Genomic DNA, 17,408 nt, shown 5'->3' with positions numbered 1-17,408 from the left:
AGCTAATGGCCGGGAACTCGAATGAAGGAGCAGCACTAAAACATGGCACACGCAGATGAACAATGGTTTTTCAACCCCTCTACTGGGGAGGTGACCGAAGGTAAAGTCGCTGGGTGGAATGATCGCATGGGCCCGTATGACAGTAAAGAATTGGCCGAAAATGCGTTCGAGATTGCGCGGAGGCGAAACGACGCTGCTGATGAGGCAGAAGAAGACGATGACGACTGGGGCCAGCCTGCAGCTTGGGAGAAATAATTCTCAGAAGAGACTTTCGCCCCGCCCAATGTGACCGCGGTTGCCTAGACTAGGACTCATGAACAGCCAACACGATTACGTCTTGCGCACGGTTGAAGAACGCGATGTTCGTTTTATCCGCCTGTGGTTTACCGATATCACCGGCGCACTGAAATCCGTGGATATGTCACCGGCCGAGCTGGAAAATGCGTTTGAGGAGGGCGTCGGCTTCGATGGTTCCTCCGTGGAAGGGTTTTCGCGTGTGGCCGAATCCGACACTATTGCGATGCCTGATCCTTCGACGTTCAAGATCATGTCTTCGGAAAGCGAAAATGAATCGTTGCTGACAGCGCGCATGTTCTGCGATATCGTCCAGCCCGATGGCAGCCCGTCGCTGGTGGATCCGCGCTATATTTTGCGTCGCCAAGTGCAGGAGGCCGCGGATGACGGTTTTACCTGCATGGTAGGCCCGGAGATTGAGTTTTATCTGCTGCAACAGACCGACGATCCAGCTGATCTGCAGCCGACCGACAACGGTGGTTATTTCGACCAGTCGACGATGAACCTGGCACCAGAATTCCGGCGCACTGCTATTCAGATGCTGGAAAACCTTGGCATCGTTACCGAATTTTCGCACCACGAAACCAGCCCGGGGCAGCAAGAAATCGACCTACGCCACACCGACGCGCTGACCATGTCGGATAACATCATGACCTTCCGTTATCTGATCAAAAAGGTAGCCCAACAGCAGGGCGCACGAGCGACGTTTATGCCCAAACCGCACAAAGACTGGACCGGCTCGGGCATGCATACCCACATGTCCTTGTTTGAAGGCGATAGCAACGCTTTCCATGATCCCGATGATGAATTCTGCTTGTCGACGACGGCCAAGCAGTTCATCGCGGGTATTTTGCACCACGCACCAGAGCTCACCGCGGTGACTAACCAATGGGTGAATTCCTATAAGCGGCTGATGCTCGGCAAAGAAGCCCCTGGCGCAGCAACCTGGGGTGTGTCTAACCGTTCTGCAATGGTGCGCGTGCCCACGTACCGGTTGAACAAGCCGGAGTCACGTCGGGTAGAGATCCGCAGCCTGGATTCTTCGGCAAACCCTTATTTGGCCTATTCAGTGTTGCTGGCTGCTGGGTTGCGCGGCATCAGGGAAGGCTATGAGCTGGGAGACCCAGCCGAAGATAACGTGCAAGAGCTCACGCGCCGCGAACGCCGGGCGATGGGCTATATTGATTTGCCGAATTCTTTGGACCATGCTCTGCGCAAACTCGAAAAGTCTGATTTCATGGCAGAAGTGTTAGGCGAGAACGTCTTCGAATTCTTCTTGCGGTCCAAATGGCAAGAATTCCGCGCGTATCAGGAACACATCACTCCTTTCGAGCTCCACAACAACCTCAACATTTAACCCCGAAGATCTGAGCGATACTGTGACTTCGAACCGCCCATCTATTCCCTCGATTGCCACACTGGGTCTTTCCAGCCCGAAAGCTAGCGAAGATATTGCATGGCTGGGGTGGAACGATCCCGACCACACCACGCTTTTATGGTGTTTGGCTGCAGCGTCCGACCAAGACCTTGCGCTGAATACACTCATGCGCATGGCAGGCAACCTTGCCGACGATGGCGCCGAACTGACCGCACGCCTGTGCGAAGATGAAGCATTGCGCGTGCGGTTTTTCGCCTTGCTAGGTGGATCCACTTTGTTAGGCGATCACCTTGCCGCACACCCGGAGACTTGGCAAGAGTTGACGAAACCATTGCCGGAAGAACACGAAATGTTCCAGCAGATGTTGGGATCGGTGGGCGCGCACGTCGCAGATTTTGCTGAGCTTGAATCAGTGGAAGACGACCCGGCCAGTAAAGATCTCACGACGCCAGGAACTTACCGGGCGTCGGTGACTGGCAGTGAGGCGGTTTCTGCGCTACGCGATGCTTATCGAACGCTGATGCTTCGGATCGCCGCGCATGATCTCGCTGGCAGTTATTTCGCCCGCAAAGGGCAATCTGAGCCGCAACCAAAACTGTTATTTAGCACGGTTACCGGTGCGCTGTCGCGTTTGGCGGATGCGGCTTTGACTGCTGCACTTGCGGTTGCAGTCGCGGAAGTCTACGGGCCGTACCCCACGGACCCAACGGAAAATGCAGATGACAAAACATCCGGAAGCCATTCGACGACGGAGACGACGCAGACGGCGGCCCGGACAGCGGCCGGGGCAGGGCCAGGGGCAAGGAAAACCACCGCAAAAAAGGCTACACCCGTGGACGCCCGCTTGGCTGTGATCGCGATGGGGAAGTGCGGTGCGCAGGAGCTGAATTACATCTCAGATGTCGACGTCATCTTCGTCGCCGAGCCTGCGAGCAATAAAGCCACCCGGCTGGCGGCAGAATTTAACCGCATTGGCTCAGCCGCGTTTTTCGAAGTCGACCCCAACTTGCGCCCGGAGGGCAAATCAGGCGCGCTCGTACGCACTTTAGATTCACATATTTCTTATTATCGCCGCTGGGCAGAAACCTGGGAATTTCAAGCATTGCTGAAAGCCCGTGCACAAACGGGGTACCTACCACTGGGGCGTCGCTACGAGGACGCCATCCGGCCGATGGTCTGGACTGCCTCGGAGCGTGATTCTTTCGTCGAAGACGTGCAAGCAATGCGTCGTCGGGTCCTAGCCAACGTGCCGAAAGACATGCGCAACCGTGAGCTGAAACTTGGTACCGGCGGCATGCGCGACGTGGAATTTGCGGTGCAACTTCTGCAGCTGGTGCACGGACGCTCTGACGAGCGTTTGCGGGTTTTATCCACAGTGGAAGCTTTAGATGCTCTGAAAAACGCCGGCTATATTGGGCGCGAAGATTCCTGGCAACTCATCGAGGCCTACGAATTTTTGCGGCTGCTGGAACATCGCCTGCAATTACAGCGCTTTCGTCGCACGCACACGATGCCTGCCGATGACGACACAGAGGCTTTGCGTTGGCTGGCACGCGCGGCCGGCTTCGATGCCCACGGTGCGAAATCATCCTATGACTTAATGGTGAACCATCTGCGCAAAGTCCGCCTGCGCATTTCCGAACTGCATTCGCGCCTGTTTTACCGGCCGCTGCTGGATGCCGTCGCCTCCATGTCCGCCGAAGAACTGCGGCTGTCCCCGGCAGCGGCGAAGCTGCAACTTTCTGCCCTCGGTTACCGACACCCAGGGCGCGCATTTGACCACCTCACCAAGCTGGCATCAGGTAGCTCCCGAAAAGCCCGCATCCAGTCGATTTTACTGCCTGGGCTGATGGAGTGGCTCGGAGAAACCGCCGATCCTGATGCCGGGTTGTTGAACTACCGCAAACTATCGGATGCGGCATTCGATAGGGCTTGGTTTTTGCGCATGTTGCGCGATGAAGGAATCGTCGGCAAGCGCTTGATGTCGATCCTCGGAAATTCGCCATACACGGCAGAACTCATTATCAATTCGCCGGATACCGTGAAGCTGCTTTCCGACGGTGCGAACGGACCGAAGTTCTTAGACACTAACCCACAGCAGGTGTCGAAATCGCTAGTAAACTCGTCGAAACGCCACGCGGACCCAGACAAGGCGGTCGCGGTGGCGCGATCCTTAAGGCGTGTTGAGCTAGCGCGTATTGCTGCAGCAGATCAGCTTGGATTCATGCCGGTAGAACGCGTGTGCCGGGAACTTTCCTTGATTTGGGACGCGGTACTAGAAGCAGCAATCCGCGCGGAAGTCCGCGCCAGCCTGCGTGAGATGGACCGAGAAGAACCACCTGCGCGCATTGCAGTGATCGGCATGGGCCGGTTGGGAGGCCAAGAACTTGGTTTTGGCTCAGACGCAGATGTCCTCATGGTGGCCGAGCCAGCCGAAGGCGAGGATGAGACCGAGGCGATGGCCTGGGCGAAAAAAATCGTCGACAAGCTGCGTGCTCGGCTGGCGAAACCCTCCGGGGATCCACCGTTGGAGGTAGACCTTGGGCTGCGCCCAGAAGGTCGCAGCGGGGCGGTGGTGCGCAGCATTTCTTCGTACCGACGCTATTATTCGCAGTGGGGTGAAGCCTGGGAAATCCAAGCCCTGCTACGAGCAAATGTGGTGGCTGGAGACCCCGAAGTCGGGGCGGATTTTATCGAGATGATTAACGATTTCCGCTACCCGGCAAGCGGAATTTCTGATGCCACAATTCGCGAGATTCGCCGAATCAAAGCTCGCGTGGATAATGAACGCCTGCCGCGCGGAGCCGACCGTAATACTCACACCAAGCTCGGCCGAGGTGGATTAACGGACGTGGAATGGACTGTGCAATTACTGATCATGATGCACGGCTCAGAACACCACGAACTACGCACCCCCTCAACGTTAGACGCACTCGATGCTTTGCGCGATTGCGCAATCTTAAGCGCTAAGGAAGTCACACAACTACGGGAAGCATGGTTGATGGCTACGAATGCCCGCAACGCGCTGGTGTTGGTGCGTGGCAAACGCGTCGACCAATTGCCACAACCCGGCAACCACCTGGCCCAAGTTGCTGGTGTTGCCGGGTGGGCGCCGGAAGAAAACCAAGAATTCCTCGAGGCTTATCTGAAGGCAACCAGACACGCGCGCCGGGTCGTTGACCAAGTTTTCTGGGGTGAACCAGACTCTTATGAATACGAATAGGCCCTGCGTCTATCAAAAAACTGCATCCCAGCAAACCTCTAACTAGGTGCTGCCACCAGTGCAGCTGGAGATAGCTGTTTCCGGTGGCTAAATAATGTGATATACCTAGCAAACTGACAGGAATATCTACTGTTGCGGTCACATAACCTGGTTAGACTAAACGATGTCGAATCGTTATTGGTGAAAATGCATCAAGGAAGATTACCCAAATGCCACAACAACAAGCACCTACACAGAAGCCCAAAACAAGCACACGTTGGGTCTGGGGTGTAATCGGTCTAGTGACCGTCGTCGCTGGCGTCTTTGCATGGCAATTCGCTTTACACAACGACGAGCAACGCAGCGGGCGTACCGTCGGTGCGATGCTAACTGATCAGCCACACCCGTTCGACGATGATGCAACTGCTGGCAGCAGTTTCGCGGCCACCCCGAACGGGGAAATATCGGCAGAAATCTATACCAACCGGCTTTCTGAGCTTGCCTCTGCATTGGGGCTGCCCATGGAACTTGCCACGTCTTCTGACCGGCCGGACATCACCATCACCGTGCACAACGAAAACCGTGCTGCCATGCGAATCGTTCTCGAAAATATTCTGAACCAAGCGGTAGAGCGCAGCGAAATTTCCTATGTGGACCGAGACCGAGTGCTTTATACCTTTGACCTGGGTTTGATCGATGCGCCCACTAGTGCGATCGCAGAGCACGTAATCGGTGGGGCAGAATCCGATGCGCAGGCCCCGGATACTTCCGCCATGCCGAAGCAACCAACAACCCAATAACGCCGACGGCCCACACCACACCAGCGGCTAAGGCCGCAACCTGAAAATCACCCCAGGTGTATTCACCACCAGCAGAAGAAATATCCAAAACAACGCCGATCCCCTGCGATGCCGCCATTCCGGCCAGGAAACCACCCATATTCGCTAAACCAGTAGCAGTAGCCACAACTTCGCGGGATACTCCCTCGCGCACGTTATCGAAACCATAATTAGCTGAAGACGCGCACAAAGCCACAATCACGTTAACCACCACGATGGCGGCTAGCCCCCGCGGCGTAGCGCTGGCGAAAAACACCACCCAGGTGAGCACGATCGTGACAGAAAAACCCACAACTGCCCAGTGCCTGGCAGCGCCGATACGGGCAGAGAAGATGCCATGCAACGGCCCAGAAAACACGGTGACGACGGTGTTAATTGCCAAGACCGCACCGGCCTGTTGTGCGCTGAGCCCCATTCCGAGTGTCATCAATGGGAAACCCCACATCATCAAAAACACCAGCTGAAACATTAGGCAGGAATAGTGCATGAAAAAACCCTGCCAGGCAACTGGTGTGCGAAGCAGCGTACGCATGCGGGTGCGCAACGAATCGCGTCCGCTAGCAGCCGTACCGGATTCCGGCACATCCGCTGCGCGCCGATCAACGTCGGGAAGATCTTTAATGGCCAAGCCCGCCAAGCCAGCGAGCAAAATGCTGGTCGCACCCAAGGTCACAAAAGCGCCCGTCCAACCAGCGCTACCGAGCAAAGCCAAAAATGGCACAGCGGAAATAAACTGGCCTGTCTGCCCAATCGCGCCGGTCAACTGCGTAAACAACGGCGTCTTGCGCAAAGGGAACCAATAGGGAAGCAACCGCATGACAGCCAAAAACGCCGAGGCATCACCGGCGCCGATCAATACGCGAGCAACAATCGCCAGCGGGTAGGACGTCGTCAAGGCCAACAGAAACTGCCCCAACCCCATGACTACCGCACCAAACATAACCATCGCACGCGGGCCAAACCTATCGATACCCAGCCCAGTGGGAATTTGCGCTAAGGCGTACACACCTAATTGCACTGCCGCGAAAACCGCGATGCGTGAGGCATCCACATCGAAACGCGCAATGGCTTCTACACCGGCTACGCCAAAGGAGGTGCGACCTGTGATCGCGACTATGTAACACGCCACGCCAGCTACCCAGACCACCAATGCCCGGCCAGTGACTACCTCGCGGGGGTGCGGTGCCGAGCCACCAGTCCGGGATATCTCGGCGCGGGAGGTACCGCTTAAGGCAGAACCAGGTGGGACAGCTTCTGTGGCGGAGGCTTGAGGGCGGCTAGCTTCCGGGCGAGAAGACCCCGAGCGTGAAGCTCCTGAATGAGAAGCCGGTGAAGCGTGATTTTCCATACAAGTCATTGTAGGTAGACGCTAAGATGAAACTCGTGGATTATATTTCAACTCGTGACCCCCAGGCACAACCCGCTCAATTTACCGATATTTTGCTCGGTGGCCTCGCAGCCGACGGCGGGCTTTACTTACCTACGCAGTACCCTCAGCTGGATGCAGAAACCTTAGCGAATCTGCGGGAAGTTTCCCGCAGTAGTGGATACGCAGGGCTTGCAGCAGAAATTTTGCAGTTATTCGTCGACGACATTCCTGCCGCCGAACTCGAAGCCATGGCGCGCCGGGCCTACAACACAGAAAAGTTTGCGCACGAAGAAATTGTGCCGGTGACCAAACTAGATGAGCAGTTTTATATCGGCCATTTGTCTGAAGGCCCAACCGCGGCGTTTAAAGACATGGCTATGCAGCTGCTTGGAGAGTTGTTTGAGTATGAGCTAGCGAGGCGCGAAACCACGCTGAATATTCTGGGGGCGACCTCGGGCGATACTGGATCCTCGGCGGAATACGCTATGCGTGGACGTCAAGGCATCCGTGTATTCATGTTGACCCCGAAAGGCCGGATGAGCCCGTTCCAGCAGGCCCAGATGTTCGGGCTGGATGATGAGAATATTTTCAATATTGCGCTGGATGGAGTTTTTGACGATTGCCAGGACGTGGTCAAAGCCGTTAGCGCGGATGAGGCTTTCAAACGCGAATACCGCATCGGCGCGGTTAATTCCATCAACTGGGCGCGGTTATTAGCGCAGATCGTTTATTACGTCTCTTGCTGGATTAAAGTCACTGAAGCAACCGGTGATTACGCACAGAAAGTGTCGTTTAGCGTGCCGACGGGCAACTTTGGTGATATTTGCGCAGGGCACATCGCCCGGCAGATGGGGCTGCCGATCGACCGGCTGATCGTCGCCACGAATGAAAACGACGTGCTTGATGAGTTCTTCCGTACAGGTCAGTATCGGCCTCGCTCTGCCGCGGATACGCACGAGACTTCCTCGCCGTCGATGGATATTTCCCGGGCCTCAAACTTCGAGCGCTTCATTGCGGACCTGTTGGATCGTGATGCCGCCCAGGTGGCAGAGTTGTTTGGCCAGCGCATTAAGGATGGAGGTTTTGCACTGTCCGACGATCTGCTCGCTCGCGCGCGTGAAGAATTTGGTTTTGTGTCCGGACGGTCGCTGCACTCGGATCGCTTGGCGACGATTGCACAGGTACAGCAGAACCACAACATTGTCGTCGATCCGCACACTGCCGACGGCATCAAGGTCGCGTGGGACGCCGTGGCCGAACACGAGATCACCAGCCCCGTGGTGTGTTTAGAAACTGCGCTTCCGGTGAAATTCGCCGAAACTATTGAAGAAGCTCTCGGTACTACGCCGCCGATGCCACAGCGTTTCGCTGGCATTATGGATGGTGGCCGGAAGGTTGTTGATTTAGCGAACGATGCCGAGAAGGCTAAGGACTACATCCGTACTTCGATTGAGCAAACAGAAGTCCGTTAATTAGTATTCGCCGGGTTATACTCTGTAGCTATGACCGGGCATGAACAGCACAGTTACGCAGCGCGCCCTGCCGCACGGCGGGGCAGTGTTGTGGCAGCTTTAGCCATTCCAGTGCTGTTCGCCACGGCTTGCAGCACTGCCTATTTTGGTGCGGGCGAACTAAACCAAGCAGGCAGCAACGGCGGTGCTACGGGGGGATCCGGAGTCCAGGAAGCCCAAGGTGATTATGACCAAGCGGTGGCACAGCCCCGGTTGGCGCCTCCGCCGCGAGTCGACGCACTCAATGGTGCGGACAACCAACGCCTACCCCGAGAACCAGAATCGCAAACTCGGATTATTCATCCAGTGAATGCGCCGCTGGCGCCAGGAGCGCCCATTGATATTTCTACCCATGTGCCCGCACCGGGTGAGCAATTTAATTACAATATTTGTACCGTTGCGTATTCGTTTACTGATGCTAATGGCACCGGTTATGCCGTTACTGCCTCACACTGTGGGCGCGAAGGCGACTTGGTGTGGGCAGGCCAAGGCAACAATAAATTCCGCTGGCCTGCAGAGCCGATCGGTACTTTTGTCTATTCCGATTTGTATACCCTGAATTCTTCAGATTTAGACGTTGCGATTATCGAACTCAACGCTAATGCATACGATGCCAGTTTGGCCGGCGGGGCCGATGCTGCGGTGCACCCAATGCCGACTGCAATCGCGGAACGGCTTGATTTTCTGCCAGAACAGGTGTGCAAGAATGGCAGGATCACGGGTACCACGTGCGGGCACACCACGGCGTCTCAGGCACTAGGCAAGCTGAACACGCATGATGGCGCGGTGTTGAATGCGCGTTCGGCGCGGGCGGCTTTGTGTGCGACCACTGGTGATTCTGGTGGGCCGGTATATACCGAAATAAATGGCGAAAAAGTCATCGTCGGGCTGGTTTCCGGCACCACTACGCAGCAGGCCACACACCAGTGTCACCTGGAAGAATCCGGGCACAATGCCGGGGATAGTGCCGGGGAAGACATTAGCGTCTCGTATACACCGGCCACTGAATTTCAGCGCATCATTAACGCTGTGGTGCCCGAGGCTGCGGCGAATACAGAAACCTGGTAAGCCAGCTAGAATACGGATATGGCAACCCCGGAATTTATTACCCAACTGCGTGAACATATCGGCAATGCACCCTTGTGGGTTCCAGCCACTACCACGGTGGTGATACGCGAAGTGCCTGCCGATGCTCCCATTTGGGAGGTTCCGACGGTGCTGTTGGTTAAGCGTGCCGATACTGGCGATTGGACGCCGATTGGTGGCATATGCGAACCCGGTGAACAACCGCACGCTACTGCTGTGCGGGAGGTAAAAGAAGAAACTGGGTTGGACATCGAACCAGTTGCCTTGCTCGGCACCGGCGCGGTGGGGCCAGTAACCTACCCCAATGGCGACGTGTGCCAGTTCATGGACACCGCGATATCTGCTAGGTTGCTCGGAGACTACGATCAGCAGCCGGTGGTAGCTGACGATGAATCCGTTGCTGTGCAATGGTGTTCCGTAGCCCAGTTGCCACAGTCTGTATCGGCCCGCCACAGGCTGGTTATCGCTGATGCAGTAGCGCATATGAAAAACCCGGCTCGTTTTCGCCCACGCTTAGGATTCACAAAGCGGAATGGCTAATACCCGGCTTGGTGGCACCTGGGCCGGGCTTATGGTTAGTGCATTAGCGCTGACTGCATGCAGCATCACCTCTTCCGAAAGCCAACCGCCTGCCCACGAGCAGACAAATCCAGTGGAACACTTAGGTGCCAATGGAATTGGAACGTATGTGGCCCTCGGCGATTCTTTTGCTTCCATGGCCTCGCGTGCTGGTGCGCAACGCCCAGATGATCCGGTTGCTGATTTTTGCCGGCGCTCGCCAGATAATTACCCAGCAATAGTCGCGGAGTTGCTGGGAACGGATACTGCTATTGACCGCAGCTGCCAGGGCGCGATTATTGATAATCTTTCAGAAACCCGCGAAGCCGGCGGGGTAGAAGTACCCGCACAATTAAATGCTTTGCGTGAAACCGAACAGCCGGTAGAGCTCGTTACCCTGACGATTGGGGGCAATGATATTGGCTTCGGGGAACTCGTGTGGTGTGCCCAGACAGCGATGCACACCGGTGAGCCGTCCAATTGCAGTACTTTTTTGGACCGCAAGGTAGCGCACGAAATCGGCGTGGTTTCTGATCGTTTGGACCAGGTTTTTCAGGCCATCGAAAACGAGGCCCCACAGGCGCGGGTGATAATGACAGGCTATTTGCCTTTGCTCGCAGCTTGGGATGACTGTGCAGAAATCGCCGCGATTTCGGGAACCGACCGCACGTGGTTGCAAAGCGTGACTCACCAGCTCAACCACGCACTTGCAGAAGCCGCCCACCGCAATGGTGCGGAATTTGTGTTGCCTGATGACGTCGACAAGCACACCGTGTGTGCACAACCACAACAACGCTGGGTGGATCTGACTGGTATTGAAACCGGGTCGTTCCCATTTCACCCCACTGCGGCGGGCCAAGCGGCCATGGGCCGGGAAATTCACCAGCGGGTTGCAACGCTGCGGTAGCGGGATTGCCCGATAGCACTGCAGCGGGTGCAAGCATCGTTAGCGGCAGTGACAGGCGAGGAAAGCGGCAGCGACAGCCGAGGAATGTTCTGTCTGGTTTCACTGCCCTAAACCTGGCTTGTAGATTAGAGACCATGGCGGAAAGAAAGCGAAGCTGGCTCGATGGGCCGGCCATTCCCGGTGAAAATGAAGATCCCAATGCGCCAAGTCGGTGGCCAGGCGAAAAACTTGGCATGCCGCGGCATGGTCGCGGATCTATGGCACCGGTGGGTAAACGCGCGCTAGCGGTGCTTATTGACTGGTTTGTTGCCTTGGCGCTGGCTTTTGGTTTGCGCTATGGCCTGGGACTTGGCGACGTGAGCCAAGGAGCAACCACCACATGGAATTATGTGCTCTGGATTGTTATGGGAATTGTGTGCGGCTGGTTGTTTGCCCGCACCCCGGGCATGATGTTGCTCGGCATGGGGGTTGCGCGGGTTGATGCAGAAGAACGTGTCGGCCTATGGCGGGCAGTGGTGCGCACCTTGCTTACCGCATGTTTTTTCCCGGCTGTGATGGTGGATTCCGACGGCCGTGGCATGCACGACCGTGCGACAGGAACCACCGTTATTCGCACGAACTAGCTGGAGTTATTTTCCCTTTTTCGCGTTCATACGACGCATGCGGCGGTTCATGCCCGAAGGGTTCTGTGCCTGGCTGGGCAGCGGGCCTTTGGGCATACCGGCACCGGGGCCAGCTGCAGCATCCATGGCTTCGATGCGGGCGTTGATGTCGTAGACCTCAGTTTTGCTGTAGTTACGTGGCAACTTCAGCAGTTTACGCTGCAGTTTGCTGAGTGGAACCTGGTCTTCACCGGTGCCGGTGTAAATCACATGTACCGGAACTCCACCAGCGATGCGATCAATACGGCGACGTTCCTTGTCGACGATCTTCTCTAAGCGCTTCGGGTTGCCCTCACCGACAAAAACCACGCCCGGGTTGCCGACAACGCGGTGCAGCAAATCCTGCTGACGCGTCATGCCTACACCTTGCTTGCTAAACCAGACGATGCCAAAGGTGTTCCGAAGGTTATCCAAGGTCCAGCCAGCAGCACCCGGTTGATCCTCTACGCGCTTGTACATTGAGGACTGCAGACGACGAGTGAAGATCCACATGGCCACGACAGCACCTAATACGATGCCGAAAGGCAAAGTAAACCACTGGCCGCCCCACAACATGCCGATGAAGAAAAACGCCACGGCGATGCCAACTACCGCCAGCAACATCAGCGGGATCAGCGCTTTATCTTCCTTACGCTGCATATTAAACGCTTGCCACATTTGCGAGCGTGTTTGTTTGCGTTGCGCCTTTTTAGCCTGTTTTGCCTCGCGCTTTTGGGCTTTCAGCTTCGCCTTGTCGTCTTTTGCCATGTCTCTCACTTTAGGGGGTAGTCAATCAATTTAGAAAACGCTGTCAGCACTCATACTAATCAGCACTCGCACTAGTAAGTGTCCACGAGAAAACGCGCCCCGGGCAGGACCCGAAGCGCGTTGCCGGATAGCAGCGCACCCCTGCGCTGCTATCCGGGGTGCGCTCCTCCGTAGAAGAGCTAGTATCCACGGCCCTTAGCGGGTGGTTACCGGGGTCTCCTGGGAAGCGCCATATTTGCTTAACAGGGAAGAAGCTTCCTGCGCGGTTGGGCCTTGCGAAGTCTCCTGCAAGTGAGACAATCGCTCTGGCAGTTCACGGCCGCGAGCCTGCATCGCCTGCACATACAATTTGCCAGCGCGGTAGGAGGAACGCACCAGCGGACCAGCCATGACAGCGCCGTAGCCCATTTCGCGGGCGGCCTTGGAATGTTCCACAAATTCTTCTGGTCGAACCCAGCGGTCAATTGGGTGGAACAGAGGCCCTGGGCGTAGGTACTGCGTGATGGTGATGATGTCGGTTCCCGCATCACGCAGATCCTGCAAGGTATCGAGAACTTCCTGCTCGGTCTCGCCCATGCCCAAGATCAGGTTGGACTTGGTAATTAAGCCATAATCGTGTGCCTGACGAATAACATCGAGCGAGCGATCATAACGAAACGCCGGACGAATGCGCTTGAAGATGCGTGGCACTGTTTCCAGGTTATGCGCGAAAACCTCTGGTTCGGCTTCGAAAACCTCTTGCAGCAGATCCGGTTTGCCAGAAAAATCAGGAGTTAGGTTTTCAATACCGGTATTCGGGTTTAACTCCCGGATCTTCCGCACAATCTCTGCGTACAACCAGGCGCCTTCATCCTTCAGATCATCACGAGTAACACCAGTGACAGTGGTGTAGTTCAGATCCATTTCGCGGATATTTTCCGCTACGCGGCGTGGTTCGTCGGTATCTAACAAACCAGGTTTACCGGTTTTAATATCGCAGAAGTCGCACCTGCGAGTACACAAATCGCCGCCGATCAAGAAGGTGGCCTCACGCGACTCCCAGCACTCGTGAATATTCGGGCAGCCAGCCTCTTGGCACACGGTATGCAAGCCTGCGCCGGCGACCTTGGCCTTCATGTCTTTATATTCCGGGCCGTTGCGGACCTGGTTACGGATCCAGCGTGGCTTCTTCTCGATAGGATTTTCTGCGTTCCGCTTCTCAATGCGCAGCAGTTTGCGCCCTTCGGGGGTGACACTCATAATGCCCCAGCCTACGCCTTGTTGTAGCTTCTGACGAACAGGGTTCGCTGTGCCTTATTGCGGGGATGGGCCGACTCGCGAACTATCCAAACTGTGATCGCTAACGGCTAAGTCACCGGCCAGTGCACGCACCAATGACTTGTGTAGTAGTGGGATCATTTCTTCAGTAGTAACCTCCCGTCCATGTTCCAAGGACAAGGTGGTGACATCCGCGTCGTCAATGCCACAAGCGACGATGTGCTCATAAAATTCCAGCGAGTTATTGCAGTTCAGCGACAGCCCATGCATGGTGACGCCACGAGTGACGCGGATGCCCAGTGCCGCGATCTTGCGGTCCCTGCTGGAAGCATTCTTGTCGACGGCGGACACGCTGTGCGGAACCCAAACGCCGGAGCGGCCTGCAATTCGGCCCACTTTTTGGGTGCCGAACGTAGTCAGTGCGTCGATGACGGCTTCTTCTAAGCGACGCACGTAATCGACTACATCGACCGGTTCTGCGAGCTTGATGATGGGGTAGACGACTAATTGCCCGCGACCGTGCCACGTTATGCGGCCACCGCGGTCGACCTTGATCGTCGGCAAGCCATTAGTGGGCATATCGGAAGGTTGGGTTCTTTTGCCAGCGGTGTAGACATCCGGGTGCTCGAGAAATAACAGCTGATCCGGAATCTCTCCGTCGGCACGTTGCCTGGCTAATTTCGCTTGCAGCTCCCAAGCTTCTTGGTAATCCACGGTTCCTAGCTTTTGAATCTCTAGGGCTTCTTCGGCACGAATGGAACGGTCAGCGGGGAAAAACGGAGCACGCGGGGCAGTCATAGTGCTCATTTTAACGCGCCCTGTCAGAGCAAGCCGCGCGTGCACCTAGCTGCGGGCTACATTCGTGGTTTCCGAGTCTTTCTGTGTCTGCCGCCGGGATTTTTTGAAAAACCGACCGTCGAAGCGTAACACCATGAAGATGGTAAACAATGCCATTGCGATACCAAATGCGAAGCACATGATGTAACCAATTGCTGGCCCCAAAATAGAGATGACAAACGGGAAGACGAAGCCGATATAGGTCAACGAATAGAACGACGCGCTGGCGGCACCCAGTTCTTCGTCTGGGGCTTGACGCTGTGCTTCCTGTAGTCCCGACGACATGAGGATGCCGTAGGCGAAACCCAGCGGGATAGTCGCTAGCAACCCGAAGATGACACCAACGATGGAATCTTGCCAGAGGGCAACGCAGATTGAACACAGCATACCAACGATGATCAGTGACAGACCATAGACCGCTGGCGGGTAGGTGCGCGAGGTGCCAACGAACCGCTGAATCAGATTGCCGAAGACCATAGCCAAACAAGCGATCGAGCCGGTGTAGACGACCGGATGGTCCATCTGTGCTTCTAGTAAACGGGTGTTGACTGCGAAGGCTGTTGAAGCCGCACCGAATACCCACGGACCGGACAAGCCTAGGGTAAGCCAAAAACGCTTGGTGGCTACCTGGCTGGCAAACAGTTTGCCCTTGCCGGAACTACCAGTAGTAACCGTCGGGGTGTTCCATACCAGCGGAGTAATGAGAGTTACTAGTACTAGGTGCAGCAGGTAGGGGAACAAATCAGGCTTTGGTAAAAACTCAGCAACTAGACCCGCCACCAGAGGTCCGCCAGCAAAACCGGAAGTAAGAGCGATGGTCGCGCGGCGCGCACCCTGGATTGATGGTCCAGCTGATAGCTGCTTCAGCCAGGCTGCGCCGGAGGCCATAACCAGGCCGGTAGCTAAACCTGTGATGAAGCGGCCAGCGCCGATAAAAAATGCCGGGCCGAAAGCACCGAGTGCCAAAACTGCGGAACCGAAAAAGGAGAGCACCAGTGCGGGGCGAATCAGCGCACGGCGACCGTAGCTATCTGATAGCGGGCCACCAATGATCAGAGCGGGGATAAGGCCCACGATGTAGATGGCGAGGAAAGCTGTCACCTGGCCGTCGCTAAGCCCGGCTTCCAGGCGGTAGGAAACCATCAGTGGAGCAAAGGCGTTGGCGCCGAATGCGACGACGAACATACCTAAGCCAACTCTTAACCAATCGCTGATACGCATGTGTTCCTCTTTTGGCTACTGGAGATCGTGTGTCGATGACCGCCGACAAGACCGGCGGTGTTTGTGATCTTTCATTACCTTGTGCGGTCATGTGACTGTGCTTAACATGATGACCGTTATGTTACGTGATTCAGCTCATAACACGAAAACCGGGCCTTCCTGCTCTGCGTCCTGTAACGAGAACAGGAGCTAACAGAGGGAAGGCCCGGTGTGCGCACCAGCTAGCTGCTTAGCAGCGCTAGGCGATTGGTCCTCCGGAGTTTATCCAGAGAATGGGGACCGATTTATAGGTCCAAATCAGCCTCGAAGTCTGCAGTTTCAAGACGATCCTTGATGGTGGTGATGAAACGACCTGCGTCGGCACCGTCGACGACCTGGTGGTCGTAGGTGAAAGGCAAGTAGCACATCTGGCGGATCGCGATAGCGTCCTGGCCGTCTTCGGTAACGACGACTGGGCGCTTTTCGATGACTGCCGTTCCCAGGATGCCGGCCTGTGGCGGAACCAGAATCGGGGTATCCAGCAACGCACCTTCGGAACCAATATTGGTGACCGTGAAGGTAGCGCCAGTGAGGTCATTTGGCTTCAACTTGTTGTTGCGTGCGCGGTCAGCCAAGTCGATGATCTCAGCGGCGATCTCAGGCAAGGACTTGTCCTGTGCCTTCTTGATCACTGGAGTCAACAAGCCCTTAGGAGTATCCACCGCGATGGCGACGTTGACGTCGGCGTGGTAGGTCATCTCCTTCTTTTCAGCGTTGTAGGAGGCGTTGACGTTCGGATGGGATACCAGGGCTTCGACGGTGGCCTTGACGAAGAATGGCAGGAAGGTCAACTTCGAACCGTGCTTGTCCGCGAAAGCCTGCTTGTTGGCCTTGCGCAGGTTCGACACAGCAGTCATGTCGATTTCCTGCACGTGGGTCAGCTGAGCGGAAATCTGCAGCGCTTCCACCATCTTTTCTGCGGTGATCTGGCGGATGCGGTTAACCTTTTGCGTGGTGCCGCGCAGCTCAGCCTTTTCTGGATCCACTGACTTGGTGGACCAGTTCGAGCCCGCCTTCTTCGCATCCTTTTCGGAAGACTGCGCAGAGTCCTGGGCAGAAGAATCAGCCGAGCTACCTTCGACAGCAGCCATAACATCCTGCTTACGGATGCGACCACCGACGCCAGTACCTTCCAGTGAGCTCAGGTCAACGCCGTGCTTATCTGCCAGTTTGCGTACCAGCGGGGTGACGTAAGGAACCTTTCCGGAATTCTTCTTCGCTGAATCCTTCGCGGCTCCCTCGTTAGCCTTCTTGGTTTCTTGGTCGGAGTCTTGCTTCTTGTCCGCAGAATCCTTCTTCGCAGAATCGTTCTTCGCAGAATCGTTCTTCGCAGACCCGGCTTCTTTATCCTCGGACTTCTTGTCTGCGGATTTCTTGTCTGCATCCTTTGAATCGTCGGATTCGTTGGAGTCGTCTGCTGCGGCGTTTTCGTCGCCAACGCGGACGATGACTTCTCCGACCTCGACGGTGTCGTCTTCTTCGGCGAGGATTTCGATGATGG

General features: G+C 56.0%; 15 protein-coding genes. 9 read left to right on the top strand and 6 right to left on the bottom strand.

Annotation, left to right across the window (positions count from 1 at the left end; translation table 11 throughout):
- The first annotated feature begins 42 nt into the window (after positions 1–42).
- From O146_RS0110245 to O146_RS0110230, 4 genes are all read left to right on the top strand, one after another.
- The gene (locus tag O146_RS0110245) at positions 43–255 is read left to right on the top strand and encodes a hypothetical protein (protein ID WP_027018408.1); all 213 of its coding nucleotides are present in this window, start codon (positions 43–45) and stop codon (positions 253–255) included.
- Between the two features lie 58 nt (positions 256–313).
- Positions 314–1,651, top strand: coding sequence for a glutamine synthetase family protein (locus O146_RS0110240; RefSeq protein WP_027018407.1), 1,338 nt, complete (start codon positions 314–316; stop codon positions 1,649–1,651).
- A 22-nt stretch (positions 1,652–1,673) separates the two neighbouring features.
- Entirely contained in the window at positions 1,674–4,895 is a 3,222-nt protein-coding gene (locus tag O146_RS0110235) for a bifunctional [glutamine synthetase] adenylyltransferase/[glutamine synthetase]-adenylyl-L-tyrosine phosphorylase (protein ID WP_027018406.1), read from the top strand.
- Positions 4,896–5,104: 209 nt separating this feature from the next.
- Complete coding sequence (locus O146_RS0110230; RefSeq protein ID WP_023019191.1) at positions 5,105–5,674, top strand: hypothetical protein; 570 nt, start codon at positions 5,105–5,107, stop codon at positions 5,672–5,674.
- Here the strand turns inward: O146_RS0110230 and O146_RS0110225 are convergent.
- A complete protein-coding gene (locus O146_RS0110225; protein ID WP_081820644.1) occupies positions 5,580–7,061 on the bottom strand; it encodes an MFS transporter in 1,482 nt (493 codons plus the stop codon). The two genes, O146_RS0110230 and O146_RS0110225, sit on opposite strands and share 95 nt — an antisense overlap.
- 35 nt (positions 7,062–7,096) lie before the next feature.
- Between O146_RS0110225 and thrC the strand changes: the two genes are divergently transcribed.
- The 5 genes from thrC to O146_RS0110200 all read left to right on the top strand — a co-directional run bounded on the left by thrC (position 7,097) and on the right by O146_RS0110200 (position 11,767).
- Entirely contained in the window at positions 7,097–8,554 is a 1,458-nt protein-coding gene (thrC, locus tag O146_RS0110220) for a threonine synthase (RefSeq protein ID WP_027018404.1), read from the top strand.
- A gap of 30 nt (positions 8,555–8,584) precedes the next feature.
- The gene (locus O146_RS0110215) at positions 8,585–9,661 is read left to right on the top strand and encodes a chymotrypsin family serine protease (RefSeq protein ID WP_051619407.1); all 1,077 of its coding nucleotides are present in this window, start codon (positions 8,585–8,587) and stop codon (positions 9,659–9,661) included.
- An 18-nt stretch (positions 9,662–9,679) separates the two neighbouring features.
- Positions 9,680–10,219 (top strand): NUDIX hydrolase, encoded by a 540-nt coding sequence (locus O146_RS0110210; protein ID WP_023019195.1) that lies wholly within the window; start codon positions 9,680–9,682, stop codon positions 10,217–10,219.
- On the top strand, positions 10,212–11,144 hold the full coding sequence (locus tag O146_RS0110205; RefSeq protein WP_051619406.1) for an SGNH/GDSL hydrolase family protein: 933 nt from the start codon (positions 10,212–10,214) through the stop codon (positions 11,142–11,144). Before O146_RS0110210 ends, O146_RS0110205 begins: the two co-directional genes overlap by 8 nt.
- Positions 11,145–11,278: 134 nt before the next feature.
- Positions 11,279–11,767: an RDD family protein gene (locus tag O146_RS0110200; RefSeq protein ID WP_027018401.1), complete on the top strand. Its 489-nt coding sequence runs from the start codon at positions 11,279–11,281 to the stop codon at positions 11,765–11,767.
- Between the two features lie 6 nt (positions 11,768–11,773).
- Here O146_RS0110200 and O146_RS0110195 read toward each other — a convergent pair whose 3' ends face one another.
- The 5 genes from O146_RS0110195 to sucB all read right to left on the bottom strand — a co-directional run.
- The gene (locus O146_RS0110195) at positions 11,774–12,553 is read right to left on the bottom strand and encodes a DUF4191 domain-containing protein (RefSeq protein ID WP_023019198.1); all 780 of its coding nucleotides are present in this window, start codon (positions 12,551–12,553) and stop codon (positions 11,774–11,776) included.
- 195 nt (positions 12,554–12,748) lie between these two features.
- On the bottom strand, positions 12,749–13,792 hold the full coding sequence (gene lipA, locus O146_RS0110190; RefSeq protein ID WP_021353799.1) for a lipoyl synthase: 1,044 nt from the start codon (positions 13,790–13,792) through the stop codon (positions 12,749–12,751).
- 54 nt (positions 13,793–13,846) lie between these two features.
- Complete coding sequence (lipB, locus tag O146_RS0110185) at positions 13,847–14,608, bottom strand: lipoyl(octanoyl) transferase LipB (RefSeq protein ID WP_027018400.1); 762 nt, start codon at positions 14,606–14,608, stop codon at positions 13,847–13,849.
- Positions 14,609–14,653: 45 nt separating this feature from the next.
- Positions 14,654–15,868: an MFS transporter gene (locus O146_RS11955; RefSeq protein ID WP_244266847.1), complete on the bottom strand. Its 1,215-nt coding sequence runs from the start codon at positions 15,866–15,868 to the stop codon at positions 14,654–14,656.
- Positions 15,869–16,152: 284 nt separating this feature from the next.
- A partial coding sequence (gene sucB, locus O146_RS0110175; protein WP_027018399.1) for a 2-oxoglutarate dehydrogenase, E2 component, dihydrolipoamide succinyltransferase occupies positions 16,153–17,408 on the bottom strand: 1,256 nt, incomplete at its 5' end.

It is taken from the genome of Corynebacterium pseudodiphtheriticum DSM 44287 (assembly GCF_000688415.1).
Lineage (GTDB): Bacteria > Actinomycetota > Actinomycetes > Mycobacteriales > Mycobacteriaceae > Corynebacterium > Corynebacterium pseudodiphtheriticum.
The sequence above is the reverse complement of the archived record's forward strand: the minus strand, read 5'-3'. Positions and strand labels throughout refer to the sequence as shown.